Here is a 25,365-nt window from a genome sequence, read left to right on the forward strand (position 1 = left end):
GTGAGAGAAATGGTTGATACAACTGCTCAAAAGAAACTCACGCCGGCCGATATTCGCGGCGTATTCCTGCGCTCCAACCTGTTCCAGGGGTCGTGGAACTTCGAGCGCATGCAGGCGCTGGGTTTTTGCTTCTCGATGGTACCGGTGATCCGTCGCCTGTATCCGGAAAACAATGACGATCGCAAACAGGCGATCAAGCGCCACCTCGAGTTCTTCAACACCCACCCTTACGTGGCGGCACCGGTGCTCGGCGTGACCATGGCGATGGAAGAGCAACGCGCCAACGGCGCGCCGATCGACGACGGTGCGATCAACGGCATCAAGGTCGGTCTGATGGGGCCATTGGCGGGCGTCGGTGACCCGATTTTCTGGGGCACCGTGCGGCCGGTGTTCGCCGCGCTCGGCGCCGGCATCGCCATGAGTGGCAGCCTGCTCGGGCCGATCCTGTTCTTCGTGCTGTTCAACCTGGTGCGCCTGCTGACCCGCTACTACGGCGTGGCCTACGGTTACCGTAAAGGGGTGGATATCGTCAACGACATGGGCGGCGGCTTCCTGCAAAAACTGACGGAAGGGGCGTCTATTCTCGGCCTGTTTGTTATGGGCGCCTTGGTCAACAAGTGGACGCACGTGAATATCCCGCTGGTGGTGTCCAAGATCACCGACCAGACCGGGCATACCAACGTCACCACGGTGCAGACCATCCTCGACCAGCTGATGCCGGGCCTGGTGCCACTGCTGCTGACCTTCGCCTGTATGTGGCTGCTGCGCAAAAAAGTCAATGCGCTGTGGATCATCATCGGCTTCTTCGTCATCGGTATCTTTGGCTATTGGATTGGCCTGCTGGGCCTGTAATCGTTCGAATCGGCCGGGGGGCAACCCCCGGCTTTTTTATGTGTGGAGCAAGAGATGTCACTGACCGACGCCGTACTGATGCTGTTTATCGCCCTGCTGTTGCTGTATTCGCTGTACGACGAATTCGGCATGGACCTGCTGAAAGGTAAAACGCGGCTGAAAGTGGCGCTCAAACGCCGTCATCGCCTCGACAGCCTGATTTTCGTCGGCCTGATCGCCATTCTGATTTACCGCAACGTCACCACCAACGGTGCGGTATTAACCACCTATTTGCTTATTTCTTTGGCGCTGCTCGCTATCTATGTTTCTTATATTCGCGCTCCCAAGATGGTGTTTAAAGCGCACGGATTTTTCTTCGCCAATGTGTTTGTCGAATATAACCGCATTAAAGCCATGAATTTATCGGAGGATGGCATTCTGGCCGTCGACCTGGAACAGCGCCGGCTGTTGGTTCAGGTGACGCACCTGGATGACCTGGAGAAGATTTACCACTTTTTCATTGATAATCAATAGATAAAGAAAATCTCATTTTGCTTTCGCTCAAACCTTGCGCTGCTTGTGGATAATTAATCGGCAGCGCCATTTTTACTCTGACTATTATTTCCGCAACATTGTTACCCACGTCTACATTATATTCCCGCATGAACTTAGATTAATGAAAACGAGTCTCAATTAAGAGCGAACATGACTCTAGAATAAAGTTGTCGATGGCAGAAATAATATGGTATGGTTGCGCCGTCATTGGGGAGTAGCCGGTTTCTGGAGAATAAAACGCCAGAAACGCCCGTATCAACATACTCGTTTCGCCGTATGAAACGTGGTGCGGGCAGCCAGGTAAGGTTGGCGAGACCATAGACACGTAACTCCGTCGTTTGGTTGGGGGTGGGTTACGTGTATATGGAGCCACCCGGCCGAGGCTATTTCACATGAACCTTTCAGCAACACTCATTCTCGCTTTTGGCATGTCCATGGATGCTTTCGCCGCTTCGATCGGCAAAGGTGCCAGCCTGCATCAACCCCGTTTCCGCGAAGCGATCCGCACCGGCCTGATCTTCGGCGTGGTCGAAGCGATCACCCCGCTCATCGGTTGGGCCATCGGTCTGTTCGCCAGCCAATACATCATGGAATGGGACCACTGGGTCGCCTTCTCTCTGCTGTTCATTCTCGGCATGCGCATGATCGTCGAAGGGGTGCGCAACAGGCCCGATGAGGAAGAGAAGGTCAAACGCCACGGCTTCTGGATCTTGGTGGCCACCGCTATCGCCACCAGCCTCGACGCGATGGCTATCGGCGTCGGCCTGGCCTTCCTGCAGGTGAATATCGTGCATACCGCCATGGCCATCGGCTGCGCCACCATGATCATGGCGACGCTGGGCATGATGATTGGCCGCTTTATCGGCCCGCTGCTGGGCAAACGCGCCGAGATCCTCGGCGGCGTGGTGCTGATCGGTATCGGCGTCAACATTCTGCTGGAGCACCTCGGCTACCTGGCCTGAGGCGCTCACTCTGCAAAAAAACCTGCCGCGGCAGGTTTTTTTGTTTCTGGGCTCAGTGCGCCTGTTAAGCGCGGCGTCGGTACAGCGCCAGCGCGAAATCCGTTTCGCACACGAACTCGCCGCCATGCGCCAGTCGCTGCTGCACCTCCGGCGTAGCACGCCAGGCGAACGGTGTCATCTGCAGCAGGTTGGCGGCCTGCGCGCCCGGCAGGGTCATCGTATAGGCCAACGCCTCTTTACGCTCGCACTCGAAACCGTCGAACTGTTCGTCCTGCTCGGCATGCAGCTGCACCTGCTGGTAGACCTGCTCTTTCAGCTGGTACAGATGACGCGGGCCCGGCGAAACCGTCACCACCACACCGCCCGGCTTCACCACCCGCGCCAGCTCCTCTGCCTTGCAAGGCGCATAAATGCGCAAGACCGCATCCAGCGCCGCGTCGGCGAACGGCAGGCGGTGGCTGGAGGCGACGCAGAACGAGACCGCAGGATAACGTTTGGCGGCGTAGCGGATCGCTACCTTGGCGACGTCCAACCCATAGACCGCCATATTGCGCTTCTGCGCCAGCCGTGCGGCCACGGCGGCGGTGTAATACCCTTCCCCACAGCCTATGTCCAACAGCGCGCCTGCATCGGCCGCCAGCGCCAAATCCAGCCACTCGGCCACCTGCTGCTGCAGCGGTTGATAATAACCGCCGTCGAGAAACGCGCGCCGTGCCTGCATCATTTCCGCGCTGTCTCCCGGCTGCTTCGATCGTTTGTGCTGCACCGGCAGCAGATTGACGTAGCCTTCTTTGGCTTGATCGAACTGATGATTGCCGTCGCAACGCCAGTGTTGCGATGAAAAATGCAGCGGTTGATGACACAGAGGGCATTGATAAGACATGAAATGGGCTTCCAGAAAGACAGGGCGCGGCTAGTCTAAAGAAGGCGTCGGCTCGATGCAAGGCGCATCCCCGCTCGCTTTCGCCGCCAACAACGCCTGGTCAAGCGGGGAAAAAGCTGGCTACACTGAGAGTCTGTTTTCTCACGCAGGTGAAAATAACTTATGAGCGATCGTTCCGCGCTGCTCGATGCGGTGCCCCACATTCAGCACGGCTTCGGCAGCAAACTCGCGCTGCTGCCCGGGCATCTGCTGCCCTACAGCGCCACGCTACCGGAAAAGAAGCAGGTGCACGGCATCCGTATCGTCGACGTGCTGCAACCGGCGCAGGCGTGCGGCGAGGCCGATGGTTTCTATACCCGCCAGCCCGGCATTCTGCTCAGCGTACTGACGGCGGACTGTCTGCCGGTGCTGTTCAGCCGCCGCGACGGGGGCGCCATCGCCGCGGTTCATGCCGGCTGGCGCGGGCTACTGGACGGCATTCTGGAACAGATGGCAGCGCGCATTCGCCAGGACGGCGACACCGCCGATTGGGTGGCCTCTATCGGCCCTGCCGCCGGCCCGTGCTGCTACGAAGTCGATGAAGCGCTGGTGGAAAATTTTAAACAGCGCCTGCCGCTGCCCGCCACGCTGATCAGCCCACATTACCGGCATCTGGATCTGGCCGCGATTGCCGAATACAAGCTGGCGGCGCTCGGCTTCGCCGCCGTTGACCGCGCAGGCAGCTGCACCATCTGCACGCCGGACGTCGACCCACAGCGGCCACAGCGCTTCAAATACACCAGCTATCGCCGCAACAGCCACCGGCGCGCGCAGGATCCGACGCATCCGGGGATCAAAGGCCGCAACCAGTACGCCGGCATCATCATCGCCGCCGGATGACGGAAACGAAAAAGCCCGCTCGAAGGCGGGCTTTTTGTACAGCTGACGCTGATTAGATAGCAGTAACGTTTACTGCAGATGGGCCTTTCTGGCCATCTTGGATTTCGAACTCAACGTTCTGGCCTTCAGCCAGGGTTTTGAAGCCGTTACCCTGGATTGCAGAGAAGTGTACGAACACGTCTTTGCTGCCGTCAGCCGGGGTGATGAAACCGAAACCTTTAGACTCGTTGAACCACTTAACTTGACCTTTGATCTTTGCCATCTTGAGTATTTCCTTTGGATTGTTTAAACCGCCCGAGGGCGTTACATAGACAAACTAGAGTCGTTACTGCTTGAGGCACTAAGATAAGGATCGGCAGAGAAGCGGTATTCAACGCTAACGTCTTTACTCAGAACTTCTTTACTGAAAATGCCACACATATACAGAACTGTACCTCGTTTTACCCAGATGCGTTATCACATACTCTGTATGCGATGGCAAGCCATTTTTAATCACTGAACGACATGTCGCACATATTTGAAACGGTCGAGAGCCACATTTGCTTAAATAGGCCAAAAGATGTTGAAGCATCGGCTATTTTCTGCTTGCCAAACTGGCTGCGCCAGACCCCGCATTCTGATAGCGTTTTAACAAAACTTTCATCGTTTTGACGCATCTCCTTCTCGACGTTTTCGCTTTTTCGTCGCTTATAGCGTTAAAAAATTTGAATCTTTATGGAATGTCATATGCAACATTTGAATATCGATGAACGGGGGCCAATTTATTCAATGCTCCTCCGACCTTTTACCGTCGGAAAGCGCATTCACCATCGGCCTTCAGCCCTGTCACCGCACGGCATGCGCCAGAGCGTGACGAGAGCCGGCAACCGCGCTGACACGCCGACCAACGGCTGCATAAGCATGCAACGTCCTGAAGCCTCCCTCGCCGGCCGGTGGCTTCATCCTAAATAATCCGAAAACCCTAAATCTGAATAACCGGAATAACCTTATGAATAGCGAAAGTGCGGCATTGAATTAAATCCGGAAAATCGGGTGGTTATTTGGATCCCACCCCGCACTTATCAATTTTGCTAATTACTGCCACGCTTTCAAACCGTTGATCTTATTCTTTCCTCTGTACCACCGGGTGGATAGACAACGCCTGCTGCGAGTCCTGCAACGCGATGCGCTCGCCAATCTTCAGCGGATGGAATTGATGCTGTTCCAGCCCCGCCTCGCTCAGCGCCAGGTTCAGTTGCTGCGGCGGTTCGTCCAGCGATTCATCCGCCAGTTCGAATACCCCCCAATGGATGGGAATGGCTCGCGGCTGATTCAGCTCGCGATACAGCGCCACCGACTGCTGCGGATCCATATGTTGCTCCTGCATGAACCAGCGCGGCGCATAGGCGCCAATGGGCAGTGCCGCCACGTCGAACGGGCCCAGCCGTTGACCGATTTCCGCCAACCGCGCCGAATAGCCGCTGTCGCCGGAAAAATAGAACCGCAGCGCCGGATGATGGATTACCCAACCGCACCACAGCGAGCGATTGCGATCCCACAACGTGCGCATGCTCCAGTGCCGCGCCGGGGTGGCGTAAACCGTCAGCTCACCTAACGACAGGCTCTGCCACCAGTCCAGCTCATGCACCTTCAGCCGATAACGGCGGAACCAACGCTTCAAGCCGAGCGGCACGATAAACTCGGCCTGTGGGAAGCGCCGCGCCAGCTGCCGCACCGTGCGCCTGTCGAGATGGTCATAATGATTATGGGAGATCAGCACGGCATCCACCGCCGGCAATTGCTCCACCGTCAGCGGCGCCGGCGTTCTGCGCTTCGGCCCGTAGAAGCTCAGCGGCGAGGCGCGTTCGGACAACACCGGATCGATCAAGACATAGCGTCCACCCAGCCGCAATAGCATGGATGCATGCCCCAGCCACCAGATGCTGTCATCGCTGCCGCTGAGATCGGCGGGTTGCCACCAGCGTTCGGTAAATTGCGCGTAGCCCTGCTGCGGCGGCCTGGGTAGCCCCTGCCGCTTGCGCTCATCCTGCCAACGCTGCAGGTCGCCCTCCTGGCGCTGAGAGGGTTCCGGGTTGCGAAATCCCTCCGGCGTGTGATGCGCCTTGGCCGCATCGTAGTAACGATTGATTCTCTTCATCCAGCCCCTTCTCCTGACCGCTGCGCCCCCTGCATGGGCGTGACTTTCAGTGTAACAAACCCGACGAGACTCGCACTTCGTCAGCCGTGCGCTGCATTGCGGGACCTTTTGCCGTATGCTGTTGTCTCACTCCGGTGAGACAGCCAGGGCCGCCAAGAGCCCGTTAAGACTCTCTTAAGATCTTTGTGATTGACTTGTAGGGCATACAGAAAAGGAGAAGTTATGAGTCGTTCTACATCCCGCAAATCAGGCATCGGCCTGGGGCGCCGTATTCGCAGCGCGCTGCTGGCGCAGAAGCAATACTGGAAAATGTATTTCGCCATGAAGCTGCGCCGTCTGCGCGTACCGGCGCCACTGGTTCTGCTGGGCGGTTCGCTGCTCGGGTTTTTCATGCTGACCCTGCTGATGCTCAGCGTGGTCGCCATCGACGTGATCAGCACCCTGCTGCTGCTGTGCCGGAAACTGCTGGGGCGGGGTCACGGTGAGGGGCGCGCCTTTATGCCGCGCGGCTGACGTAGAAAAGAAGCGGAGGCGCAGACTACGCCTCCGCCGCATACCGATTAGCGCTTGGCGCCTTTACGGCGCGTCAGCATAAACCCGCACCACAGCACCGCAATCCACACCGGCATCAGCAACACCGAAATGCGGATCCCTTCGCTGAAATACATAATCACCAGAATCAGGCCGAGGAACGCCAGGCACAGGTAGTTGCCGAACGGATACCACAGCGCCTTAAAGCTGGGGATGACGCCCTGGCGATTCTTGGCGGCGCGGAATTTCAGGTGCGCCAGGCAAATCATCACCCAGTTTATCACCAACGTTGACACCACCAGCGCCATCAGCAGCTCAAACGCCTTGCCGGGCATCAGGTAGTTGATCAGCACGCCAATCGAGGTAATCAACGCCGACAGCGCGATGGACAATACCGGCACGCCGCGTTTATTCACGCGCGTCAGCGCCTGCGGCGCATTGCCCTGGCTGGCCAGCCCGAACAGCATGCGGCTGTTGGCGTAAACGCCGCTGTTGTAGACCGACAGCGCGGCGGTCAACACCACCACGTTGAGCACGGTCGCCACCAGATTGCTGTTCAGCGCATGGAAGATCAGTACGAACGGGCTACCGCCCTCCACCACTTGCCCCCATGGATAGAGCGACAGCAGCACGGTCAGCGAGCCGATATAGAAGATCAGAATGCGGTACACCACCTGATTGGTGGCTTTGGGAATGCTGCGGCGCGGATCGGCGGCTTCCGCCGCGGTGATGCCGACCATTTCCAGCCCGCCGAACGAGAACATGATGACCGCCATCGCCATCACCAGCCCGGAGAAGCCATGCGGCATAAAGCCGCCCTGCTGCCACAGGTTGGTGATGCTGGCCTGCGGGCCGCCGTTGCCGCTGACCAACAGCCAGGCGCCGAACACGATCATGCCGACAATCGCCACCACTTTGATGATGGCGAACCAGAACTCGGTTTCGCCGTACAGACGCACGTTCACCAGATTAATCAGGTTGATCAGCACGAAAAACAGCGCGGCAGAGGCCCAGGTGGGGATTTCCGGCCACCAGTACTGAATGTAGATGCCGACGGCGGTCAATTCCGCCATGCCGACCAGAATGAACATTGCCCAGTAGTTCCAGCCGGAAAGGAAGCCGGCGAAGTCGCCCCAATATTTATAGGCAAAGTGGCTGAAAGATCCGGCGACCGGCTCCTCCACCACCATTTCGCCCAGCTGGCGCATGATTAAAAACGCGATAAAACCGCCGATGGCGTAGCCCAACAGCACGGCGGGGCCGGCCATTTTAATGGTTTGCGCAATGCCGAGAAATAAACCGGTACCGATGGCGCCCCCGAGGGCAATAAGCTGTATGTGTCTGTTTTTTAAACCGCGTTTTAGCGGAGTGTCCTGATGCTGACCGCCCATCTTATCCTCATATGGCGTACACCCTTGCCGTTATCGGCCAAGATTTCACCAATCAATAAATGTATCTGCGGGCGGCTTTTTAACACTTAACCCCGTGAGCATCAAGGAGAAGCGCCCCGAGACGGCGGGCCGGAGCGCGATTTTTTTACCGTGAGAAAGCGGATAAGAGCGGCGTTTAGCCGGGCATTCCGCACAGTTTGGTCAGGTTGCGCGCGCCGATCATCAGCGTGGCGACATAAGATTGGCTACGCGTGACCACTTCCACCGCCACGCGATCGTTTTGATATTTTATCAGGTAGGTCGAGGGCCAGCCCTGACGGCGCTGGCCGAAGCTTTCGGCATGACGATCGATCGCCGCATGGGCAATCACCAGATGAGACAAGTTTTTATCACCTTTGATAATGCGCTTCATAAACAGCCTCCGCCAACGACAGCTCTGTTATTAGAAAAAGGAGAAACTCTTACCAATCACCGGTATTGTTCGAATCAGTTAGCCTGCCGGCTCATCAGGAAGCAGATCATCGCCGCGCGCAGCGGGCTGACGCTGTCCGCCTGCCATTCACCGCCCTGGGTGCTCATGCGCGCCTGCCATTGCGGGCTGTCGCTTTGGTTATCGGGGTTCAGACTGATTTTGTTGGCGCAAATGATCGGCCAGGCATCGGAGGGATTCTTGCAGTAATCTTTACCTTTCACACCACCGTAGGGATACCACTTGTCCGGGTTCTCCCCGGTCAGCAGCGCGATGCTGCGGTTCACTTCGGCATCGCTTTCTTCGTACCATTTAATCATCGGCTTTATCCATCTTTCGTAAGGTTCGCGCTACATTACGATGTCTGTACGACAGTTTTATGACAGCGCCGCCGGTTTTCACATTATCTCTACTAATGCTTTGCCCCCTTTATCTTTCCTTAGCGCCTGCGTACACTTTTCCCTCTGTTCAGCGCCCAGGAAATGCATGCATGTTGACCGGCCTCAATCACCTGACGCTCGCCGTCAGCGATCTCGATCGCAGCTTCGAATTTTATCGCCATCTGTTGGGGTTTACCCCGCACGCCCGCTGGCAGGGCGGCGCTTATCTCTCGTTGGGGGCGTTGTGGCTGTGTCTGTCGCGGGATGAGGCCCGGGCGCAACAAAGCGCGCGCGATTACACCCATTACGCCTTCAGCGTAGCGCCGGAACACATTGAGCAGGTCAGCGAGCGGCTGCGCCAGAACGGCGTCAAAGAGTGGAAGAGCAATCGCAGCGAAGGCGAATCGCTCTATTTTCTCGATCCTGACGGGCACCAGTTGGAGATCCATGCCGGCGATCTGGCCAGCCGCCTGGCGGCATGCCGGGAAAAACCGTATCAGGGCATGGTGTTTTACTGAGGCGCCCCGGCGGCGCTGCCGCCGGCCGGAGCATCATGCTTAACGTTCGGGGATAAAACCTTTGAAATCCAGCGCGGGGCTGAGATCGTCGTCGTCAGCAGCATCGCCGCCATCAGCGCGTGCACGGTGCGCCAGGCGTTTCAACAGCGCCGTTTGTTGGCGTTGTTGCTCGGCAATCTCCTGCAGCAGACGAATCTGCTCGTTGGCGCGCACGCTGGCGCGGTTCACCAGAAACCAAACCCACAGCCCAACCAGCAACGCCACGGCGGCGAGGGCCAGCGACAACAGGCCGTTCTGGCCAAAACCTAAATCGTACATGGACAACCCTATCTACTGCGACATTCAGGCCGCCATCTTAACACTCGCGGCGGCCGTGCGAACATCCCTGCCAAAAATTGCTTACCAGGGCACGAAGCGCGTTACCGAGCAGATGCCCAGCGCAAAGTTTCCGCCGTCGTCGCAATAACTGTCCAGCGCCAACAGGTAGAAAAACAGGCAGGCAGCGACGGCCGTCATTATCACGAGGATTTTTTTTCGCAACAAATTTAGCAGCCTCATTGTTATCTGGGTAATCTATCGCGCATGTTATCACAGCGAAGTTAAACGAAGTTTAACTTGTCGTTTAGATTTCTGGCTATCGCCCGGTTTTCAGACTGTTACACTTGCCGTCATGCCGTTGTCGTGGCTAGATGGGCCCTCAGGGACAATGAGGAAGCACAATGAGCAGATTGATTAAGTGGGTACTGGTGTTGGCGGTCATTTACGGCGGCTTTTTGATCTCGGGTTACGGCGTGCTGATAGGCAGCAACAAGAACGTTGGCGGGTTGGGATTGCAGTGCAAATACCTGACGGCGCGCAACGTGGCGATCGCCCAGTACGTCAATGGCGACAACGGTTTCATCGGCGTAGCCGACTGCCCGCTGTTCAAGAAAATCGAAACGGTGGTGGATTAACCGCCACCGCCCGACGCCGCCGCCCTGCGGCGGCCCCGCCTCAGCTGCGGGTGAACTTCATCTCGATCAGCGCAATCGCCTTGTCAATCGCGCGGCGAGTCACCGGATCGGCGCCTGCAGGATGCGTGGAGAAATCGATGCTTTTAAGCTGACCCGCCATCTTGTCACGCACTTCGGTAGGCGCAATCACGTCGATAACGTCCAGAATCTGTTTGATGACCAGTTGGCAAGCGACCAGATCGGAAGCCAGTTCCTGCTCGTTGCTCAGCATGTCAGACATAATAATTTTCCTCTTGATTCAAACGCCGCACAGAATAGCACGCCGCCTGCACCATTGCCCGCTCTCCCCGCCTTTTTCCCCCTTCTGCGCACCGCCGGGCAAAAGCCCGCGGCGGATTAGCCTATACTTGCAGCATGACGGTGGCAAAAACCACCCGTAAGCCACAACCAACAGGAGAAAGTTATGGCGAATCACAATGTGAAATCCTGGGCGACAGTGCGTGAAACTTCGGTGGAAATCGCCGAAGCTATTTTTGAACTGGCAGGGAACGACGAAGTGTTGGCACAGAAGATCTGGGAAGAAGGCAGCGACGAAGCGTTGGAGAAGGCCTTTGCCAAAACCACCGCCGATCAGCTTTATTGGGGAGAGGAAACCGTCGAGCGGAAAAACGTTTGAGCGGCTACGCAACAAAAAGCCCGGGTTTCTGACCCAGGCTTTCCCGATTCGCGATCGTCCCGCTCAGCGGCGTGCAATGTCTCTTGCTCTCACGGTTCTTCACCTCCCACACCTTCCGCATTTTTCATGCTCATCACCGGCATCGCCATAAAAGCGCCGACGCCCACGATTACAACCAGAGTAATAATCACTGTCATTAACATGCGATCACCCCATCAACGTTGAGTTGTTACGGCTGACTCTGTTTTGGCGGTTACTTGCTGTGGCCTTTTCCGCGTCACCCACCGCGGCGGCGACAGTCTCAGATTAGCCGTTTTTCCTTTCGACTGACAAGCTGTGGTTGAACGGTTTTTCCGAATAATTGCCCCCCGTCACCGGCGGCGTTTTTGTCCGCGGCGGCAAGTTGTGTATACTTCACCGCTATGTAGATCTCACACTGACGCACTGATGATACAAGAACACCATCTCTCATTGGTCTGCGCCCTCAGCAAATGGGTCGAAACTCACCTTGGACGAGTGATCCATCTCGAAGAGCTGGCCGAGTACTCCGGCTACTCGCTGTGGCACATGCAGAAGCTGTTCAAAGAAGCGACAGGGATTTCGCTGGGCAAATACATTCGCGAACGCCGTCTGGCCGGCGCGGTTTACCAACTGCGCAGCAGTGAAGCGTCGATCTTCGATATCGCCCTGGACTTTGGCTTCGGCTCACAGTCCCACTTCACCTACATGTTCAGAAAGCGTTTTAATATCACGCCTTATGATTTCCGTCAGGATTTGAGCGTCGATCTGCACATCGACCCGCCGTTGCACGTCATTCACCAAAAATCCGCCTGACGCCCGCCGTAAACCGGCGGGTTAACGCGCCCCCCATACCGCCAGCATCGCGATCAAGGCCGGCAGCGCCTGCACCCACAGGATCTTGCGGCTGGCGGTCAGCCCGCCGAACACCCCGGCCGCCAACACGCACCCGAGAAAGAACAGCTGCAGCGCCATGTCCTCACGCCAGTAGCCCCATGCCAGCCCCAGCGCCAGAAAACCGTTGTACAGCCCCTGATTGGCGGCCAATACCCGCGTAGCCGCGGCAAACTCCGCCGTTGTACCGAAGGCGCGTCTGCCGAGCGGCGCACGCCACAGGAACATTTCCAGCACCAGGATATAAAGATGGAGCACCGCGATGAGCAACAGCAAAATATCGGCAAACAGCTTCATGATTGTCCCTATCGCTTATTGAAGATGTCATTAAGTATAATCGCGTAGCCTCTATCGCCAGACAACGGCGATAAAAAAACCCGCCGAAGCGGGTTTATGCAGGAGTCATTTTTTGAGGTTAGTTTAATACGGCGACCAACAATGCCGCGACAGAGACCCAAAACAGCGCCGTGGCAATCACGACATGGGACAGTCTTGCACGATAGAGTACCTGGCTCATAATGACCTCACTGACATCTGGCTAACGGGAGACAACCTGACTTCCTGAGGATTATCCTAAACTTCTTCTCATTGTCATTATATGCGCCAGATCACTGTTCTGCCGATAAACCTTATTCTGTGGTAAAGCTGGAGCCGCGATCACAGTAATTTCGCCTTATTAGAGCGAAATAAGCCGAATAATCGCGGCGATTATATCCTAACGCTATCAAACATCGCCCCAGGGCAGGCGCGGCGCGGTCATCCGCTCGCCGGAATAACCGCTCACCGACGGAAAACGCGGCGCCCCTTGTTCCCAATCATGCTGGGCCCGAGTAATTTCAGCCTTGGTATGACCAACGAAATTCCACCAGATAAGAATCTCTTCGTTTAACGGCGCGCCACCAATTAATAATCCCCGGCTGCCTTTCCGTGCATTTAACTCGATAGAGTTATTCTTCATGCCCAAATAGGCAAACTCGTCAGGTGAAAAGGTTTCACCATTAAGTTCGAATTCTCCCATCAGCGGCAAGAAGCCGATTTCATAGTCATCGCGCAGCGGCAATTGCACCGTCGCCGCTTCCTGCCATTCCATATCTATGGCGATTAATGGCGAAAGGGTAAATACCGGCGAACGATAAGCGTCAAATTCGCCGACCAGCAAACGGTGATTCACGCCGTTATTCTGCCACTGCGGCAAGTCAGGATAATGATCGAAACGCGGTGCCATGTCGGCATGTTCGGCCGGCAACGCTATCCATAATTGTGCAGCATGCAATCGCCTCGGTTCGCCCACCGACTGTTCAGTATGTGCGATCCCGTGCCCAGCGGTCATCAGATTGACCTGGCCCGGACGGATCACCTGCTCGCTGCCGAGGCTGTCGCGGTGCAGCACTTCGCCTTCGATCATCCAGGTGAACGTTTGCAGACCGATGTGCGGATGCGGCCCCACATCCATGCCGGGCGAGGTACCGTTGAATACCGTCGGCCCGGCGTGATCGAGAAAGCACCAGGCACCGACGGTACGCCTTTCCCGGGTTGGCAGCGCGCGGTTGATCGGAATGCCCCCCACTTCGGCGTTACGCACGGCAATACGCTGGATCTGGCGCACGCCGTCAACGACGGGGCACTCGCGTGAGGGTGAAGAGAGCGTAGGACGGGACTGACTCATCGCAAAGACCTCCTGAATGGCGCCGATTCGCCAAGGGATAACCGTCCCAGCTTAACACAGGACAGCTCACCTCACAGATCGGCGGCGCTCAGGCGCATTCGCGCGGATTAGGACGCTTTGATATAGCAGCTTTTGATGTCAACATCGTCGTGCGCGTGCCTGAGATCGGAGAAATAGGTCACGCCAAAGAGAATTGATACCACCAGCAGCACGGAAACCAACAGGCCGATAATCGCCAGCAGTTTGGTTTCATCATGGAGATTAGGCTCCATTTTATCTCCCCTAGTTAATCGCGTCAGGTCACCCACAGCGTGACCGCCAGCGTAAAGATAATCAGTGAGCAGGAAGCCACCGCCAACACGACGATAGCAAATTGCGCATCACCCAAGGTTTCTCGATAGTTTTTATCCGTTGAGGCGTTACGCTGTTGTTTCACTAAATCGGTTTTCACTCGTTCAACTGCTGCATTGCTGTTTGGCGGGGCAAAAGGCCCCTCAGTATAAGGCGTTAACGTTGCCGCCTTGGGCGTTCCGGCCTCAACCGGGGCATGACGCTATCAACTTTCCCCATCAGGGTCAACACCGCACCTGCCGGCGAGCGAGCGGGTACACAGGGTAGATGTAACCGACATTGATATAGCAAGGGAATAAGAGACGGCGATTACAGAGGACAAAAAAAGCCCGGTACGCAACCGGGCTCTGGCAGAGCGACAGATTATTGCGGGATACGCAATACCTGCCCCGGATAGATCTTGTCCGGGCTCGACAGCATCGGCTTGTTGGCTTCGAAAATCTTGTTGTACAGATTGGCGTTGCCGTACATCTCTTTGGAGATCGCGCTCAGCGTATCGCCCTTCTTCACGGTGTAGAAACGGCTCTCGGCGTCGGATTGCGCCACCGCCACCTTGTCTTCCACGCCGCTGATGCCGGCCACGTTGCCGATCGCCACCAGGATCTTCTCTTTCAGCTCCTGGCTGACGGCATCGCCGGTCACTACGGCTTTACCATCGACCACCTGCACATCGACTTTGTCGGTGCCTGGCAGGCCGCTCTTATCGAGATGCTCCTTGAGTTTGGCGCTTTGATCTTCGGCGGAGGCATTGCCGGTGACTGTATCCCACAGTTTTTCGCCCGCTTCTTTGACGAAGTTAAACAAGCCCATATTCACTCCTTTTGATGGTTGCACTGATGCATTGAAGTAAGGCTTGTTAAGCTTAGCATCGTCAAAAGGATATGCCATCCGCTCCCGGCGTCAGAAATGGTTAGAGAATTCCGAAAGTGCCGTCAGCGGCGTCTCGATGGCGATTTATCACGCAATGATGCTGAAAAATCGCGCTTTTTTGCCTACACTGTTGCCTACAGGGCGGTTCGACGAAGGAGGCATGCAACGATGTACGCATTGGTGATGTTTGTCTGTTATCTGGATGGCGGCTGCAGTGAAATGGTGGTCGATATATTGCGCGACGAACCGCAATGCCTGATCGCGATGAAGGAACAGAACCTGCGCCACGCCGGTTGTTATCCCATGGAAGAGTTTATCGACGGCTTTTGGTTACCGGCCAGCGAATATTCGGATGTTTAACGCCTTCCCCGTCCGGTGCTGAGGAATTTCTGATTTCATCGGAAACTTCGTCTGCCTCCGAGGCTTTAGGCCGCTGTTTTGCTAAATTGCGGCTCCCGAAGAAGAGAGACAGAGAAAGGTCATGTCAGCATCAGCTCATTCCAACGAGCATTATGAAATTCTGCTGCGCAACGTCAGCCTGGCGTTGGGCGATGCGGTGTTGCAGTTAATCAAAAACCATAAAAAGGTCTCCGGCAGCAATATTCTTTCACAGCTGGTCACGGAGATAGAACGCGAGCAGGATAAGCAACGTTTCGCCGCGCTGCGTTCTGCCATCGAACTGGTGGGATTGGCGCCAAAAGGCTGAGCACCTGAAAAAACGAAGGCAGGGCTTGCGCCCTGCCTGAGGTTAATGACAAACCTGATGACATTGGCAGGTTTACCGAAGACCACATTTTAAAATAAGGAAAATCAATTCATTGATTTTCGGCTGATAACCACAAAGGAGGAAAAACCACGCTTTTTCCTCCTTTGTCATCAAGCTAAGGCAGGGCTTGCGCCCTGCCTGATTACCGATCCCGACACAGGATGAAGGTAATGATGGAAACTTAGAAGCGGTAGGTCAGGTTGACAGCAACAATGTCATCGGTGCTCAGCTTCAGTTTGTTGTCGTCGTTCAACTGGTTGATCTTGTAGTCGACGTAGGTATACATGTTTTTGTTGAAGTAGTAAGTCGCGCCCACTTCCACGTATTTCACCAGATCGACATCGCCAATCCCTTCAATGTCCTTGCCTTTAGACTGTACGTAGGCCACGGACGGACGCAGGCCGTTTTCGAACTGGTACTGAGCCACAACTTCGAAGTTTTGCGTTTTATTGGCGAAGCCTGAAACGCCGTTGCCGCTGATCGGCGTCATGTTGCGCGTATCGGCATACATGGCCGCCAGGTACACCTGGTTGGCGTCATATTTGATTGCGGTGGTCCAGGCGGTGGCCTTATCCCCTTTACCATACTTCAGCGCTTTCTGGTCGCTGGTACGGTTGGAATCAGAGAACGCCGCCGCTACGCCGATGCCGCTGCCGCCGATGTCCTGATAGTCCAGAGACATGCCGTAGCCGTCGCCGTTTTGCTTGCTGACGCTGCGGCCGTCACCGTCGTTTTTACCCTGGTACTGCAACGCCAGGTTCAGGCCTTCCACCAAACCGAAGAAGTCACGGTTGCGGTAGGTTGCCAGGCCGTTGGAGCGCGCGGTCATGTAGTTGTCGGTGTAGCTGTAGGAGTCGCCGCCGAATTCCGGCAGCATGTCGGTGTAGGCTTCGGCGTCGTACACCACGCCGTAGTTACGGCCGTAGTCGAATGAACCGTAGTTGGCGAACTTCAGGCCGGCGAAGCCCAGACGCGTTTTGGTGCCGGTGGTGCCCTGCGCTTCGTCGTGGTTGGAAGCAACCTGGTATTCCCACTGGCCGTAACCGGTCAACTGATCGTTGATTTGGGTTTCGCCTTTAAAGCCCAGACGAACGTAAGTTTTGTCGCCGTCTTCACCCTTGTCTTTACTGAAAACGTGTTTGGCAGCAACGCGGCCGTACAGGTCGAGTTTATTGCCATCCTTATTATAGATTTCAGCCGCATTGGCGAAGGAGGTGACCGCCCCGAGGGCGACAGCTAAGGCTAATACACTGCGTTTCATCATTTATTTTCCTAGATATTATAATTAGAACCCTGCCCGTCACGCCCAATTTATATTTTGGGCTGTGATTTTATCTTTTGGTATTTTATGAGCTCCCCTAATGCGGGGGTGATGTGACATTAGCATCATGAATCAAAACTTAAAATCAAAAAGTTCATGAAACAACGAGGAGAAAGCATGTTTATTTGTAACTAAATATTACAAAAAAGAAATTTCACAACTCATTGAATATAAGAATATTTTATCACATAAGTTATAACCAAAATGGTGCAATGCACCAATGTAGTGCATTTTGGTTTCGTTTTGTGTGCTTTCTGCACGATCCCAAAGTAACAACAAAATTAGCATGGTTATTAAAAACGTTACTTATTTCACATTTTTATCTTAACAAATTCACCAGGCAATTAAGACTTTCAGCTAATCATCTGACACCGCCTTTTATTCATTCACATAAGGGAATCTCTTCGGAACGAATAAAATTCGCCTTACGCCAATTAAAATAGCGGGAAATAGCAGAATAAAATAATGAAGGGAATAACGGCGGCACGCTGACGGCGCCGCCGTGGATAAATCAATACAGCGTAGAGCGGGGCACTTCGTTCAACAACATACCGGCGCGCAGGCCCAACGCCACATTGGGGTTAGGGAACAGTATCCACGCGCCCTCCTGGCCCACGCGATAGTCCTCCTGCGGCTGCTCGCACAGCAACATGCCCGGTTTCAGTTCGGTGAAGTTGGCCGTGTCATCGCCCAGGTGCAGCTTGAAATCTTCGCTGTGCTTGATCAACGAGTGCATCACGCGGAAAACCCGAATCTCATCGGCCGCACGCGCCGGCAGGGGCCCTTCACTGACCGCCGCCCGCAGAGCGAGATCGATGGCGGCGAACTGCTGCAGATCGTTGCTGCCGAACGGCCGCGCCTTGCCCAACTCGAGCGTACAGCTCGCCGCATTGAGATGTTCGCTGGAATAATGGCTAAAAGTGCCGCCCGGCGCGCTGTGTACCACCAGCGCATCCAGATCGGCCGCATCCAGCAGCTTCAACATCGGCTCGCTGTACGGGCGTTTCTGGAAAGGCAGAATGCCAAAGCGCGGCAAACGCGATTCACGGATGGCGGTGTGCAAATCGTAATGGAAACGCGCCGCCTGTTCCCCATCGAAAAAGGCGGCGAGCGCACGCTCCAGCTGCTGCGCACGCACGGTTTCGCCGCTGGCGGCGAAGTTGCGGTAGCGGCCGCCGAACATGCGGTTCATATCGCTGTGCAGATAACGCTTGCCGGCCCGCATCGCAGCCGGGTTACCCAACACCACCAACAGCCGCACCCTCAGCGGCAACCGGCCGGCCAGCAGGTCGCCGACCAGCTGATTGAGCAGTTCGATCGGCGCAGTTTCGTTGCCGTGCACCCCCGCCGACATCACCATCGCCTGGCGGTAGGGTTGCCGCGGCGTGAGCTCCAGCACCCCTTCCCCCTGCCAGCGCCAGCGCAGCTGCGGGGTTTCACCTTGCCATTCGACGGGTTCGTTCCCTTCCAGCGTCAGGGGCAGTAGATCGATCATGCCGCCTCCCTTAGCGTTGGAATGGATAGATGGAGCCGAGACCGAGGATCGACGTCAGCGAATCCAGCGCCTCGCGCCCTTCGCGCAGCAGCAGCGGATCGGCCAGATCATCCTGCGTCAGGCGATCGCGATAATGGCGGTCGACCCATTCGTTCAGCGTCGCGAACAGCCGCTCGTTCATCATCACGCGCGGGTTAACCGCCCGCAGCTCCTGCTCGTTAAGCGCTACCCGCAGCCGCAGGCAGGCCGGGCCGCCGCCGTTGCGCATGCTTTCACGCAGGTCGAACACGCGAATTTCCTCGATCGGGCCGCCGCTGCCGACCATGTCGTTGAGATAACGCCACACGCCGGCGTGCTGACGCGACTCCTCCGGCACGACGATCATCATCTTGCCGTTCGGCTTGGTAAGAATTTGGCTGTTGAACAGGTAGGTCGCCACCGCGTCCGCCACCGAGACGCGCTCCGTCGGCACTTCGATCGCCACCAGCTCGCTGTCCAGCGTCGCCATCTTGCGGCGCACTTCATCCAGCGCCTGCTGCTGGCGGTAAAACGCCTGCTGGTGGTGGAACAGCACGTTCTGGTTGCTGACCGCAATCACGTCGTTATGGAACACGCCCTGATCGATCACCGCCGGGTTTTGCTGCACGAAGACCGTATGCTGTTCGTCCAGCTGGTGCAGGCGAGCGATCGCCTCGCCGGCTTCGCGCGTCTGGCGCGCCGGATAACGCGCCGGCGCCGTTTCGCCGCCGAACTCCTGCCGACCGTAGACGAACACCTGCACGCTGCGTTTGGCATAGTCGCCGCCCAAACGGTTGTGGTTGGCCGCCCCTTCGTCACCGAACAACGCCACCTGCGGCAGCGCTTCATGGTGGGCGAAATGCCGATCGTCGCTGAACATCGCCCGCAATACGGCGGTGGTGGTTTCCGCTTCGATGGCGCGATGGAATTTGTTATTCAGGTTGGCGGCGGTGAAATGCACCTTGCCGTCGGCGCTGTCCGCCGAGGGCGACACGGTGGCCGCATTGGCGGTCCACATACACGATGCCGAACTGAGCGCCGACAGCAGGCGCGGCGACTGACGCATCGCCTGCGCCAGCACCGCTTCATCGCTGCCGCTGAAGCCCAGGCGACGCAGCATCGGCAAATGCGGGCGTTCCTGCGGCGGCAGTACCCCTTGCTGGAAACCGAGATCGGCCAACGCCTTCATTTTCAGCAAGCCTTGTTTCGCCGCCAGCTTCGGGTTCGATACGCTGTTTTGATGCTGCGTCGACGCCTCGTTGCCGAACGACAACCCGGCATAGTGGTGCGTCGGCCCCACCAAACCGTCGAAATTGACTTCATATCCTGACATGTTCATCCCCTGGGGATAGCGTGCGGCGACGCCGGCGCGCCGCCGCAGACGATTAACGGAACGCCAAGCCCGGCGAGAGCGTCGTCGGCAGCGACAGGCTTTCACTTTCCAGCGAAGCCATCGGCCAGGCGCAATAGTCCGCCGCATAGAAGGCGCTTGGGCGATGGTTGCCGGAGGCCCCCACGCCACCGAACGGCGCCGCGCTGGACGCCCCGGTCAGCGGCTTGTTCCAGTTGACGATGCCGGCGCGCGCTTCCAGCAGCAATCGCTCGAACAGCTCGCGCTGCGGCGATACCAGCCCCACCGACAGGCCGTAGCGCGTCCGGTTGGCCAGCTGCAGCGCCTCGTCGAAATCGCGGTAACGCACGATGGTGGTCAACGGCCCGAAATACTCTTCGTCCGGTACGCCGGCCACGCCGGTCAGATCGACGATGCCCGGGCTGAGCAGCGAGCTGCCCGGCTCCAGCAGGCGCATGGTCAGCAGCGATTTGCCGCCTAGCGCCAGCAAGTGCTGCTGCGCTTTCAGCATGTTTTCCGCTGCGGCTGCCGACACCACCCCGCCCATGAACGGCTGCGGTTCGGCATCCCAGCGGCCGACCCGCAGTTCGCCCGCCACCTGGACCAGACGCGCGATAAAGGCATCGCCTTCGGCCCCCTGCTTCACCAGAATACGGCGTGAACAGGTGCAGCGTTGGCCGGCGGAGATAAACGCCGATTGGATAGCCAGGTTGACCGCCGCATCGCGATCGTCGAAACCGTCGACGATCAGCGCGTTGTTGCCGCCCATCTCCAGCGCCAGGATCTTCTCCGGCTGCCCCGCCAGTTGGCGATGCAGGTGATAGCCGGTGCCGGCGCTGCCGGTGAACAGCAGGCCGTCGATATCCGCGCTGGCCGCCAGCGCTTCGCCGGTCTCGCGGCCGCCTTGCACCAAGTTGATCACCCCGTCCGGTAGACCGGCCTGCAGCCACAGCTTGAGGGTCTCCTCGGCGGTCAGGGGCGTCAGCTCGCTCGGTTTGAATACCACGCAGTTACCGGCCAACAGCGCCGGCACGATATGGCCGTTCGGCAGATGGCCGGGGAAGTTGTAAGGCCCGAACACCGCCAGCACGCCGTGCGGACGATGGCGCAGCACCGAAGCGCCATCGGCCATCGCCGTCTGGCTAAAGCCGGTGCGCGTCTGATAGGCCTGCAGCGAAATGCCCACCTTGCCGATCATCGCCTGAATTTCGGTCAGCGTTTCCCAGCGCGGTTTGCCGGTCTCGCGGCTAATGGTTTCCGCCAGCGACTGCTTGTGTTCTTCCAGCAAGGCGGCGAAGCGTTTTACCAGCTGTTCACGCTGCTCGAACGGCGTACGTGCCCAGGCCGGGAACGCGGCACGCGCGGCTTCGCAGGCGGCGGCAACGTCACCGGCATCGGCGGCGTTGGCTCGCCAAAGCGGCTGGTTGCCGACCGGATCGGCTTTGCCGAACTCGGCGCCGCGGCCCTGCCGCCAGACGCCGTTAATCAACAGTGCTGGATGGGACATCATGCTTTCTCCTGTGCAATAAGGGGGAGCACCCGCACCGGGCTGCCCTGCTCGACGCCCAGCGCCGCGGCGGTGGCGGCGTTGATATGCAGGCGGTCGTCATACAGATCGGCATTGACCAACAGTGCGCGGTAGTTCTGATAGTTGTCGTTGGCCACCAGATGCACCGGCGCATCGGCGCGCATCGGCGTGTCATCCAGCACCACTTTCACCAGGCGGCTCTGCTTCACCGCGCGGATGTGATCGATCTCGGCTTCCAGCGTCGGGCCACCGTCGAAGATATCGACGTAGCCCTGATAGCTCAGGCCTTCCGCCTCCAGCAAGCGGCGCGCCGGCAGGGTTTGCGGGTGCACCTCGCCGATCACCTTCTGCGCATCTTCGGCCAGGAAATCGACATATAACGGGTGTTTCGGCATCAGCTCGGCGATAAACGCCTTCTGCCCGGTGCCGCTCAGGTAGTCCGCCTTGGCGAACTCGATGGAGAAGAAATGGTGGCCGACGCTCTCCCAGAACGGCGAACGGCCGTTTTCATCGGAGAAACCGCGCATCTCGGCGATCAGGCGCCGTGAGAAACGCTCGCGGAACGCGGCAATAAACAGGAAACGCACCTTCGACAGCAGCTTGCCGTTCTCGCCGTGACGATAATCCGGATCGAGGAACAGCGTGCACAGCTCCGAATGGCCGGTATGGTCGTTGCTGAGGAACAGCGTCGGCACCGATTTATAGACGTTCAGCTGTTTGGAAGCGTGCACCTGCGTGCCGACGCGGAAGCTGTACCAGGGTTCCGCCAGGCCGACGGCCACTTCGATCGCACAGACACCCACCGCCTGCCGGCGCTCGCTGTCCTCCAACACGAACAAATAACACTGGTCACTTTGCGGAAGTTCGCCTTGCCAGGTTTTTAACGCCCGCTCAATGCGTGCCGACAGGGTATCTTCATTTTGCGGCAGTGAAGTGAGACCAATGCCGGATTTACCGGCAAGCGTCAGTAAATCCGCCAGATCGCGACGCTCTATAGGGCGAATAATCATCATAATGCGAACCTCTTCTGAATCAGGCTGCGCCGGTGAAGGCGCAGCCCGCTGATTAGCTGCAAATGCGCGCCACGGCGCGCGCGAATCGCGCCAGCCCCTCTTTCACATCCTGCTCAGGGATGATCAGCGACGGCGTGAAACGCACCACGTCCGGGCCGGCGATCAGCGCGATAACGCCTTCTTCATTGGCCAGCTGGGTGATCTGCTTCGCTTTGCCGGCATAGTCTTTCGTCAATTGGCAGCCGATCAGCAAACCGCCGCCGCGAATCTCGGCGAAAATCGGATACTGGCGGTTGATGTCGTTCAACCCGTCGATAAACCACTGGTGACGCTGTTTGACGCCTTCCAGCACTTCCGGGGTGTTGATGATGGAGAACACCGCCCCCGCCACCGCCGTCGCCAGCGGGTTGCCGCCGTAGGTCGTGCCGTGGGTGCCGACGCCCAGCGTTTTCGCCAGCGCATCGGTGGTCAGCATGGCGCCGATCGGGAAGCCGCCGCCCAGCGCTTTGGCCGTGGTCAGCACATCAGGCACCACGCCGTACTGCATGTAGGCATACAGGTGGCCGGTGCGGCCGACGCCGGTCTGCACTTCGTCGAAGATCAGCAGCGCATTATGGCGATCGCACAGTTCACGCAGCCCCTGCAGGAAACTGGCTTCCGCCGGTAGCACGCCGCCTTCGCCCTGGATAGGCTCGACGATCACCGCACAGGTGCGATCGTTGATAAGCTCGGCCGCCACGGCCAGATCGTTATACGGCGTATGGGTGATGCCGCCTGGCAGCGGTGCAAAGTCCTGCGAATATTTTGGCTGGCCACCGGCGGACACCGTAAACAGCGTGCGGCCGTGGAACGCGTTGTTGAACGCCACAATCTGATCTTTACCGGCGCCGTGCTGGTCGTGCGCATGCTTGCGCGCCAGTTTCAGCGCCGCTTCGTTGGCTTCGGCGCCCGAGTTACAGAAGAACACCTTGTCGGCGAAGGTGGCGTCGATCAGCTTTTTGGCCAGGCGCAGCACCGGTTCGTTGGTATAGCCATTGCCCAGATGCCACAGTTTGCCCGCCTGCTCCACCAGCGCCGCCTTGACCGCCGGGTGCGCATGCCCCAACGCGTTAACCGCAATGCCGCCGGCGAAATCGATGTAAGACTTACCCTGCTGATCCCACACCTGCGATCCTTCTCCCCGCACCAGAATAAAATCGGCAGGGGCATAAACCGGGACCATCCAGTCATCGAAAGACTGGCGGGTAACTGCGATTGGCTGTTCCATAGTGACCTCATAATCTCAGCAAAGGCTGAATTTTGACTGTAAGGACCGCTCAAGCCCGGCTAGGCCGCCACAATGCAAAAAAACCGTTGTTCAAAACCGACTTTCCCGGCGGAGAAAATGCTGTCCCTTACCGCTGATTTAGAAACAAATCTGTTACATAAAATCGGTTTTTCACTATTTATGGCGTATATCCGGTCCCTGAGCGGGGAGTAAATGTTAACGAGCAGTTAAAATACATGTCGTTTGATAAAGAGTGTAGAGCAGCTATCGTGCCAAAACGGGATTTTTGCCGTATTTTGCTATTTTTTACGTTAAAACAACGGCTTATAATGAATATTTATTCATTTACTATGCATTGGTAATGCATAAATTAAAAAATAAGGCCTAAAATCATCATTGCGCGCGAAATCCTATTCAATTACGAAAAACTTCAGGATTTCTGATCGGGCTCGCAAAAATAATTTCCCCCCCTTTGCTCGCTATCACGCTTTTTGCCCCCATCGGGTGCAGCGGTGCGCCAAAATTGTGCAACGCGGCAGCGACGCAGAGATCTCCCCCGCCATGCTCCCGAAACAGGGCCGCGCTGACCGTGGCTCCTGCTTTGTGCGCCAGCGTCTACACTGTGATCCTGACCGCCCCTTCTCTTCTGCGCACAAGGAGTCACCATGCCCAAGAAAACCGTCGATCTCAGCCAGCCGCACGCCCAGCACGACATCCGCGCGTTTCTCGACGCGCTGAATGCCGGCGGCGGTAAACCCATGGAACAGATGAAGCCCAAAGAGGCGCGCAGGGTCTTGGAGGACGCGCAGCGCAGCGTCGAGGTGCCGCTGCGCGAGGTCGAGATCAGCGAGAAAACCATTCACGTAGAAGGTCAGGATATTCTGTTGCAGCTGGTGCGGCCGGCCAGGGTCAAAGAGGCGTTGCCGGTATTCATGTTCTTTCACGGTGGTGGCTGGGTGCTGGGCGATTTCCCCACCCATGAACGGCTGGTGCGCGATCTGGTGCACAGCTCAGGCGCGGCGGCGGTGTTCGTCAACTATCCCCGTTCACCGGAGGTGCGCTACCCTGAGGCGATCAACCTGGCTTACGCCGCCACCGAATGGGTGGCCGAGTACGGCGAGAAGATCAACGTCGATGGTTCGCGGCTGGCGGTGGTCGGCAACAGCGCCGGCGGCAATATGGCGGCGGTGGTCAGCCTGATGGCCAAAGAGAAAGGCATACCGGCGCTGCGTTGCCAGATCCTGCTGTGGCCCGTCACCCGCGCCCAGTTTGATACCGACTCCTATCATCAGTTCGCCGAAGGCCATTTCCTGACTCGCAACATGATGAAGTGGTTTTGGGACAGTTACGCGCCCGATAAGGCGCAGCGCAAAGACATCTACGCCTCACCACTCAACGCCACGCCGGAACAGCTGCGGGGTTTGCCGCCGGCGCTGGTGCAAACCGCCGAGCTGGACGTGCTGCGCGATGAGGGCGAAGCCTACGCGCGTCTGCTCGATGCCGCCGGCGTCGAGGTCACCTCCACCCGCTATAACGGGCTGATCCACGACTACGGCCTGTTGAATCCGCTCGCCCACGTCCCGGCGGTGCATTCGGCGATCCATCAGGCCGGGCGCGCGTTGAAGCACTACCTGTCCTGACG

At 57.5% G+C, this 25,365-nt stretch carries 33 protein-coding genes and 1 riboswitch; of the genes, 12 read left to right on the forward strand and 21 right to left on the reverse strand.

The window, feature by feature from the left end; genetic code table 11:
- Positions 1-9: 9 nt before the first annotated feature.
- The 3 genes from V8N38_RS14335 (at position 10) to mntP (ending at position 2,348) form a co-directional block, all read left to right on the forward strand.
- The gene (locus V8N38_RS14335; protein ID WP_033634889.1) at positions 10-852 is read left to right on the forward strand and encodes a PTS mannose transporter subunit IID; all 843 of its coding nucleotides are present in this window, start codon (positions 10-12) and stop codon (positions 850-852) included.
- A 54-nt stretch (positions 853-906) separates the two neighbouring features.
- Positions 907-1,365, forward strand: coding sequence for a DUF986 family protein (locus tag V8N38_RS14340; RefSeq protein ID WP_070914699.1), 459 nt, complete (start codon positions 907-909; stop codon positions 1,363-1,365).
- 218 nt (positions 1,366-1,583) lie between these two features.
- A riboswitch (yybP-ykoY riboswitch) is annotated at positions 1,584-1,771 on the forward strand.
- Between the two features lie 7 nt (positions 1,772-1,778).
- Complete coding sequence (gene mntP, locus V8N38_RS14345; RefSeq protein WP_004927615.1) at positions 1,779-2,348, forward strand: manganese efflux pump MntP; 570 nt, start codon at positions 1,779-1,781, stop codon at positions 2,346-2,348.
- 64 nt (positions 2,349-2,412) lie between these two features.
- On the opposite strand, the gene rlmA is transcribed toward mntP, so the two are convergent.
- The gene (gene rlmA, locus V8N38_RS14350) at positions 2,413-3,231 is read right to left on the reverse strand and encodes a 23S rRNA (guanine(745)-N(1))-methyltransferase (RefSeq protein ID WP_147839855.1); all 819 of its coding nucleotides are present in this window, start codon (positions 3,229-3,231) and stop codon (positions 2,413-2,415) included.
- A gap of 162 nt (positions 3,232-3,393) precedes the next feature.
- Between rlmA and V8N38_RS14355 the strand changes: the two genes are divergently transcribed.
- A complete protein-coding gene (locus tag V8N38_RS14355) occupies positions 3,394-4,110 on the forward strand; it encodes a polyphenol oxidase family protein (protein WP_060439762.1) in 717 nt (238 codons plus the stop codon).
- 52 nt (positions 4,111-4,162) lie between these two features.
- On the opposite strand, the gene cspE is transcribed toward V8N38_RS14355, so the two are convergent.
- From cspE to V8N38_RS14370, 3 genes are all read right to left on the reverse strand, one after another.
- Positions 4,163-4,372 (reverse strand): transcription antiterminator/RNA stability regulator CspE, encoded by a 210-nt coding sequence (gene cspE, locus V8N38_RS14360; RefSeq protein ID WP_002221949.1) that lies wholly within the window; start codon positions 4,370-4,372, stop codon positions 4,163-4,165.
- A 41-nt stretch (positions 4,373-4,413) separates the two neighbouring features.
- Positions 4,414-4,530 carry a DUF2627 domain-containing protein gene (locus V8N38_RS14365; protein WP_002211058.1) on the reverse strand — a complete coding sequence of 39 codons (117 nt, stop codon included), beginning with the start codon at positions 4,528-4,530 and terminating at the stop codon, positions 4,414-4,416.
- Between the two features lie 682 nt (positions 4,531-5,212).
- Positions 5,213-6,247: an MBL fold metallo-hydrolase gene (locus tag V8N38_RS14370; protein ID WP_147839854.1), complete on the reverse strand. Its 1,035-nt coding sequence runs from the start codon at positions 6,245-6,247 to the stop codon at positions 5,213-5,215.
- Positions 6,248-6,469: 222 nt separating this feature from the next.
- Between V8N38_RS14370 and V8N38_RS14375 the strand changes: the two genes are divergently transcribed.
- Positions 6,470-6,760 (forward strand): hypothetical protein, encoded by a 291-nt coding sequence (locus tag V8N38_RS14375; RefSeq protein ID WP_044031054.1) that lies wholly within the window; start codon positions 6,470-6,472, stop codon positions 6,758-6,760.
- Positions 6,761-6,807: 47 nt separating this feature from the next.
- Here the strand turns inward: V8N38_RS14375 and V8N38_RS14380 are convergent, their stop codons facing one another.
- The 3 genes from V8N38_RS14380 to V8N38_RS14390 form a co-directional block, all read right to left on the reverse strand.
- The gene (locus tag V8N38_RS14380) at positions 6,808-8,169 is read right to left on the reverse strand and encodes an amino acid permease (protein ID WP_038877059.1); all 1,362 of its coding nucleotides are present in this window, start codon (positions 8,167-8,169) and stop codon (positions 6,808-6,810) included.
- Positions 8,170-8,344: 175 nt separating this feature from the next.
- Positions 8,345-8,581: a DUF4060 family protein gene (locus V8N38_RS14385; RefSeq protein ID WP_004927680.1), complete on the reverse strand. Its 237-nt coding sequence runs from the start codon at positions 8,579-8,581 to the stop codon at positions 8,345-8,347.
- A gap of 74 nt (positions 8,582-8,655) precedes the next feature.
- Positions 8,656-8,958 (reverse strand): phage protein NinX family protein, encoded by a 303-nt coding sequence (locus V8N38_RS14390; protein WP_038877055.1) that lies wholly within the window; start codon positions 8,956-8,958, stop codon positions 8,656-8,658.
- Between the two features lie 170 nt (positions 8,959-9,128).
- On the opposite strand from V8N38_RS14390, the gene fos reads away from it, so the two are divergent.
- Positions 9,129-9,536 (forward strand): fosfomycin resistance glutathione transferase, encoded by a 408-nt coding sequence (gene fos, locus V8N38_RS14395; RefSeq protein WP_038877053.1) that lies wholly within the window; start codon positions 9,129-9,131, stop codon positions 9,534-9,536.
- Positions 9,537-9,575: 39 nt separating this feature from the next.
- Here the strand turns inward: fos and V8N38_RS14400 are convergent, their stop codons facing one another.
- Entirely contained in the window at positions 9,576-9,854 is a 279-nt protein-coding gene (locus tag V8N38_RS14400; protein ID WP_060423990.1) for a YebO family protein, read from the reverse strand.
- 81 nt (positions 9,855-9,935) lie between these two features.
- Positions 9,936-10,094: a PhoP/PhoQ regulator MgrB gene (locus V8N38_RS14405; protein WP_004927688.1), complete on the reverse strand. Its 159-nt coding sequence runs from the start codon at positions 10,092-10,094 to the stop codon at positions 9,936-9,938.
- 161 nt (positions 10,095-10,255) lie between these two features.
- Between V8N38_RS14405 and V8N38_RS14410 the strand changes: the two genes are divergently transcribed.
- Positions 10,256-10,489 carry a YobH family protein gene (locus tag V8N38_RS14410; RefSeq protein WP_038877047.1) on the forward strand — a complete coding sequence of 78 codons (234 nt, stop codon included), beginning with the start codon at positions 10,256-10,258 and terminating at the stop codon, positions 10,487-10,489.
- A 40-nt stretch (positions 10,490-10,529) separates the two neighbouring features.
- Here the strand turns inward: V8N38_RS14410 and V8N38_RS14415 are convergent, their stop codons facing one another.
- The gene (locus V8N38_RS14415) at positions 10,530-10,769 is read right to left on the reverse strand and encodes a DUF2766 family protein (protein WP_025303170.1); all 240 of its coding nucleotides are present in this window, start codon (positions 10,767-10,769) and stop codon (positions 10,530-10,532) included.
- 183 nt (positions 10,770-10,952) lie between these two features.
- Here V8N38_RS14415 and V8N38_RS14420 point away from each other — a divergent pair, with 183 nt between their 5' ends.
- Positions 10,953-11,165, forward strand: coding sequence for a YccJ family protein (locus tag V8N38_RS14420; RefSeq protein ID WP_004927694.1), 213 nt, complete (start codon positions 10,953-10,955; stop codon positions 11,163-11,165).
- Positions 11,166-11,612: 447 nt separating this feature from the next.
- Complete coding sequence (locus V8N38_RS14425) at positions 11,613-11,999, forward strand: helix-turn-helix domain-containing protein (protein ID WP_004927697.1); 387 nt, start codon at positions 11,613-11,615, stop codon at positions 11,997-11,999.
- Positions 12,000-12,020: 21 nt separating this feature from the next.
- Here V8N38_RS14425 and V8N38_RS14430 read toward each other — a convergent pair whose 3' ends face one another.
- The 5 genes from V8N38_RS14430 to lysM form a co-directional block, all read right to left on the reverse strand.
- Complete coding sequence (locus V8N38_RS14430) at positions 12,021-12,368, reverse strand: DUF1304 domain-containing protein (RefSeq protein WP_225529049.1); 348 nt, start codon at positions 12,366-12,368, stop codon at positions 12,021-12,023.
- Between the two features lie 433 nt (positions 12,369-12,801).
- Entirely contained in the window at positions 12,802-13,743 is a 942-nt protein-coding gene (locus V8N38_RS14435; protein ID WP_147839853.1) for a pirin family protein, read from the reverse strand.
- 107 nt (positions 13,744-13,850) lie between these two features.
- Positions 13,851-14,015: a hypothetical protein gene (locus V8N38_RS14440; protein ID WP_164491940.1), complete on the reverse strand. Its 165-nt coding sequence runs from the start codon at positions 14,013-14,015 to the stop codon at positions 13,851-13,853.
- Between the two features lie 23 nt (positions 14,016-14,038).
- Positions 14,039-14,194 (reverse strand): hypothetical protein, encoded by a 156-nt coding sequence (locus V8N38_RS14445; protein WP_016927390.1) that lies wholly within the window; start codon positions 14,192-14,194, stop codon positions 14,039-14,041.
- 263 nt (positions 14,195-14,457) lie between these two features.
- Positions 14,458-14,904, reverse strand: a complete 447-nt coding sequence (gene lysM / locus V8N38_RS14450) for a peptidoglycan-binding protein LysM (RefSeq protein ID WP_016927389.1) — start codon at positions 14,902-14,904, stop codon at positions 14,458-14,460.
- Between the two features lie 228 nt (positions 14,905-15,132).
- On the opposite strand from lysM, the gene V8N38_RS14455 reads away from it, so the two are divergent.
- Together V8N38_RS14455 and V8N38_RS14460 are read left to right on the forward strand one after the other, a co-directional pair.
- Positions 15,133-15,324 carry a YebW family protein gene (locus tag V8N38_RS14455; RefSeq protein WP_147839852.1) on the forward strand — a complete coding sequence of 64 codons (192 nt, stop codon included), beginning with the start codon at positions 15,133-15,135 and terminating at the stop codon, positions 15,322-15,324.
- Between the two features lie 121 nt (positions 15,325-15,445).
- The gene (locus tag V8N38_RS14460) at positions 15,446-15,670 is read left to right on the forward strand and encodes a biofilm development regulator YmgB/AriR family protein (RefSeq protein WP_147839851.1); all 225 of its coding nucleotides are present in this window, start codon (positions 15,446-15,448) and stop codon (positions 15,668-15,670) included.
- Between the two features lie 241 nt (positions 15,671-15,911).
- Here the strand turns inward: V8N38_RS14460 and ompC are convergent, their stop codons facing one another.
- The 6 genes from ompC to V8N38_RS14490 all read right to left on the reverse strand — a co-directional run bounded on the left by ompC (position 15,912) and on the right by V8N38_RS14490 (position 23,723).
- Positions 15,912-16,994 carry a porin OmpC gene (gene ompC, locus V8N38_RS14465; RefSeq protein ID WP_060423999.1) on the reverse strand — a complete coding sequence of 361 codons (1,083 nt, stop codon included), beginning with the start codon at positions 16,992-16,994 and terminating at the stop codon, positions 15,912-15,914.
- 568 nt (positions 16,995-17,562) lie between these two features.
- On the reverse strand, positions 17,563-18,546 hold the full coding sequence (gene astE, locus V8N38_RS14470; protein ID WP_087763053.1) for a succinylglutamate desuccinylase: 984 nt from the start codon (positions 18,544-18,546) through the stop codon (positions 17,563-17,565).
- 10 nt (positions 18,547-18,556) lie between these two features.
- A complete protein-coding gene (gene astB, locus V8N38_RS14475) occupies positions 18,557-19,897 on the reverse strand; it encodes an N-succinylarginine dihydrolase (protein ID WP_070914722.1) in 1,341 nt (446 codons plus the stop codon).
- 52 nt (positions 19,898-19,949) lie between these two features.
- Positions 19,950-21,422, reverse strand: coding sequence for a succinylglutamate-semialdehyde dehydrogenase (gene astD / locus V8N38_RS14480; protein WP_060424118.1), 1,473 nt, complete (start codon positions 21,420-21,422; stop codon positions 19,950-19,952).
- A complete protein-coding gene (gene astA / locus V8N38_RS14485; RefSeq protein ID WP_038877029.1) occupies positions 21,422-22,456 on the reverse strand; it encodes an arginine N-succinyltransferase in 1,035 nt (344 codons plus the stop codon). The genes astD and astA overlap by 1 nt, the downstream gene beginning before the upstream one ends.
- Before the next feature lie 52 nt (positions 22,457-22,508).
- Complete coding sequence (locus tag V8N38_RS14490; protein ID WP_060424005.1) at positions 22,509-23,723, reverse strand: aspartate aminotransferase family protein; 1,215 nt, start codon at positions 23,721-23,723, stop codon at positions 22,509-22,511.
- A 665-nt stretch (positions 23,724-24,388) separates the two neighbouring features.
- On the opposite strand from V8N38_RS14490, the gene V8N38_RS14495 reads away from it, so the two are divergent.
- Positions 24,389-25,363: an alpha/beta hydrolase gene (locus tag V8N38_RS14495; RefSeq protein WP_084827680.1), complete on the forward strand. Its 975-nt coding sequence runs from the start codon at positions 24,389-24,391 to the stop codon at positions 25,361-25,363.
- Positions 25,364-25,365 lie beyond the last annotated feature (2 nt).

It is taken from the genome of Serratia nevei (assembly GCF_037948395.1).
GTDB lineage: Bacteria > Pseudomonadota > Gammaproteobacteria > Enterobacterales > Enterobacteriaceae > Serratia > Serratia nevei.

Bases quoted from the DNA above. Each gene is read 5' to 3' on its own strand.
- V8N38_RS14335 (WP_033634889.1), top strand. From the start codon at position 10: ATGGTTGATACAACTGCTCAAAAGAAACTCACGCCGGCCGATATTCGC.
- V8N38_RS14340 (WP_070914699.1), top strand. From the start codon at position 907: ATGTCACTGACCGACGCCGTACTGATGCTGTTTATCGCCCTGCTGTTG.
- mntP (WP_004927615.1), top strand. From the start codon at position 1,779: ATGAACCTTTCAGCAACACTCATTCTCGCTTTTGGCATGTCCATGGAT.
- rlmA (WP_147839855.1), bottom strand. From the start codon at position 3,231: ATGTCTTATCAATGCCCTCTGTGTCATCAACCGCTGCATTTTTCATCG.
- V8N38_RS14355 (WP_060439762.1), top strand. From the start codon at position 3,394: ATGAGCGATCGTTCCGCGCTGCTCGATGCGGTGCCCCACATTCAGCAC.
- cspE (WP_002221949.1), bottom strand. From the start codon at position 4,372: ATGGCAAAGATCAAAGGTCAAGTTAAGTGGTTCAACGAGTCTAAAGGT.
- V8N38_RS14365 (WP_002211058.1), bottom strand. From the start codon at position 4,530: ATGTGTGGCATTTTCAGTAAAGAAGTTCTGAGTAAAGACGTTAGCGTT.
- V8N38_RS14370 (WP_147839854.1), bottom strand. From the start codon at position 6,247: ATGAAGAGAATCAATCGTTACTACGATGCGGCCAAGGCGCATCACACG.
- V8N38_RS14375 (WP_044031054.1), top strand. From the start codon at position 6,470: ATGAGTCGTTCTACATCCCGCAAATCAGGCATCGGCCTGGGGCGCCGT.
- V8N38_RS14380 (WP_038877059.1), bottom strand. From the start codon at position 8,169: ATGGGCGGTCAGCATCAGGACACTCCGCTAAAACGCGGTTTAAAAAAC.
- V8N38_RS14385 (WP_004927680.1), bottom strand. From the start codon at position 8,581: ATGAAGCGCATTATCAAAGGTGATAAAAACTTGTCTCATCTGGTGATT.
- V8N38_RS14390 (WP_038877055.1), bottom strand. From the start codon at position 8,958: ATGATTAAATGGTACGAAGAAAGCGATGCCGAAGTGAACCGCAGCATC.
- fos (WP_038877053.1), top strand. From the start codon at position 9,129: ATGTTGACCGGCCTCAATCACCTGACGCTCGCCGTCAGCGATCTCGAT.
- V8N38_RS14400 (WP_060423990.1), bottom strand. From the start codon at position 9,854: ATGTACGATTTAGGTTTTGGCCAGAACGGCCTGTTGTCGCTGGCCCTC.
- V8N38_RS14405 (WP_004927688.1), bottom strand. From the start codon at position 10,094: ATGAGGCTGCTAAATTTGTTGCGAAAAAAAATCCTCGTGATAATGACG.
- V8N38_RS14410 (WP_038877047.1), top strand. From the start codon at position 10,256: ATGAGCAGATTGATTAAGTGGGTACTGGTGTTGGCGGTCATTTACGGC.
- V8N38_RS14415 (WP_025303170.1), bottom strand. From the start codon at position 10,769: ATGTCTGACATGCTGAGCAACGAGCAGGAACTGGCTTCCGATCTGGTC.
- V8N38_RS14420 (WP_004927694.1), top strand. From the start codon at position 10,953: ATGGCGAATCACAATGTGAAATCCTGGGCGACAGTGCGTGAAACTTCG.
- V8N38_RS14425 (WP_004927697.1), top strand. From the start codon at position 11,613: ATGATACAAGAACACCATCTCTCATTGGTCTGCGCCCTCAGCAAATGG.
- V8N38_RS14435 (WP_147839853.1), bottom strand. From the start codon at position 13,743: ATGAGTCAGTCCCGTCCTACGCTCTCTTCACCCTCACGCGAGTGCCCC.
- V8N38_RS14440 (WP_164491940.1), bottom strand. From the start codon at position 14,015: ATGGAGCCTAATCTCCATGATGAAACCAAACTGCTGGCGATTATCGGC.
- lysM (WP_016927389.1), bottom strand. From the start codon at position 14,904: ATGGGCTTGTTTAACTTCGTCAAAGAAGCGGGCGAAAAACTGTGGGAT.
- V8N38_RS14455 (WP_147839852.1), top strand. From the start codon at position 15,133: ATGTACGCATTGGTGATGTTTGTCTGTTATCTGGATGGCGGCTGCAGT.
- V8N38_RS14460 (WP_147839851.1), top strand. From the start codon at position 15,446: ATGTCAGCATCAGCTCATTCCAACGAGCATTATGAAATTCTGCTGCGC.
- ompC (WP_060423999.1), bottom strand. From the start codon at position 16,994: ATGATGAAACGCAGTGTATTAGCCTTAGCTGTCGCCCTCGGGGCGGTC.
- astE (WP_087763053.1), bottom strand. From the start codon at position 18,546: ATGATCGATCTACTGCCCCTGACGCTGGAAGGGAACGAACCCGTCGAA.
- astB (WP_070914722.1), bottom strand. From the start codon at position 19,897: ATGTCAGGATATGAAGTCAATTTCGACGGTTTGGTGGGGCCGACGCAC.
- astD (WP_060424118.1), bottom strand. From the start codon at position 21,422: ATGTCCCATCCAGCACTGTTGATTAACGGCGTCTGGCGGCAGGGCCGC.
- astA (WP_038877029.1), bottom strand. From the start codon at position 22,456: ATGATGATTATTCGCCCTATAGAGCGTCGCGATCTGGCGGATTTACTG.
- V8N38_RS14490 (WP_060424005.1), bottom strand. From the start codon at position 23,723: ATGGAACAGCCAATCGCAGTTACCCGCCAGTCTTTCGATGACTGGATG.
- V8N38_RS14495 (WP_084827680.1), top strand. From the start codon at position 24,389: ATGCCCAAGAAAACCGTCGATCTCAGCCAGCCGCACGCCCAGCACGAC.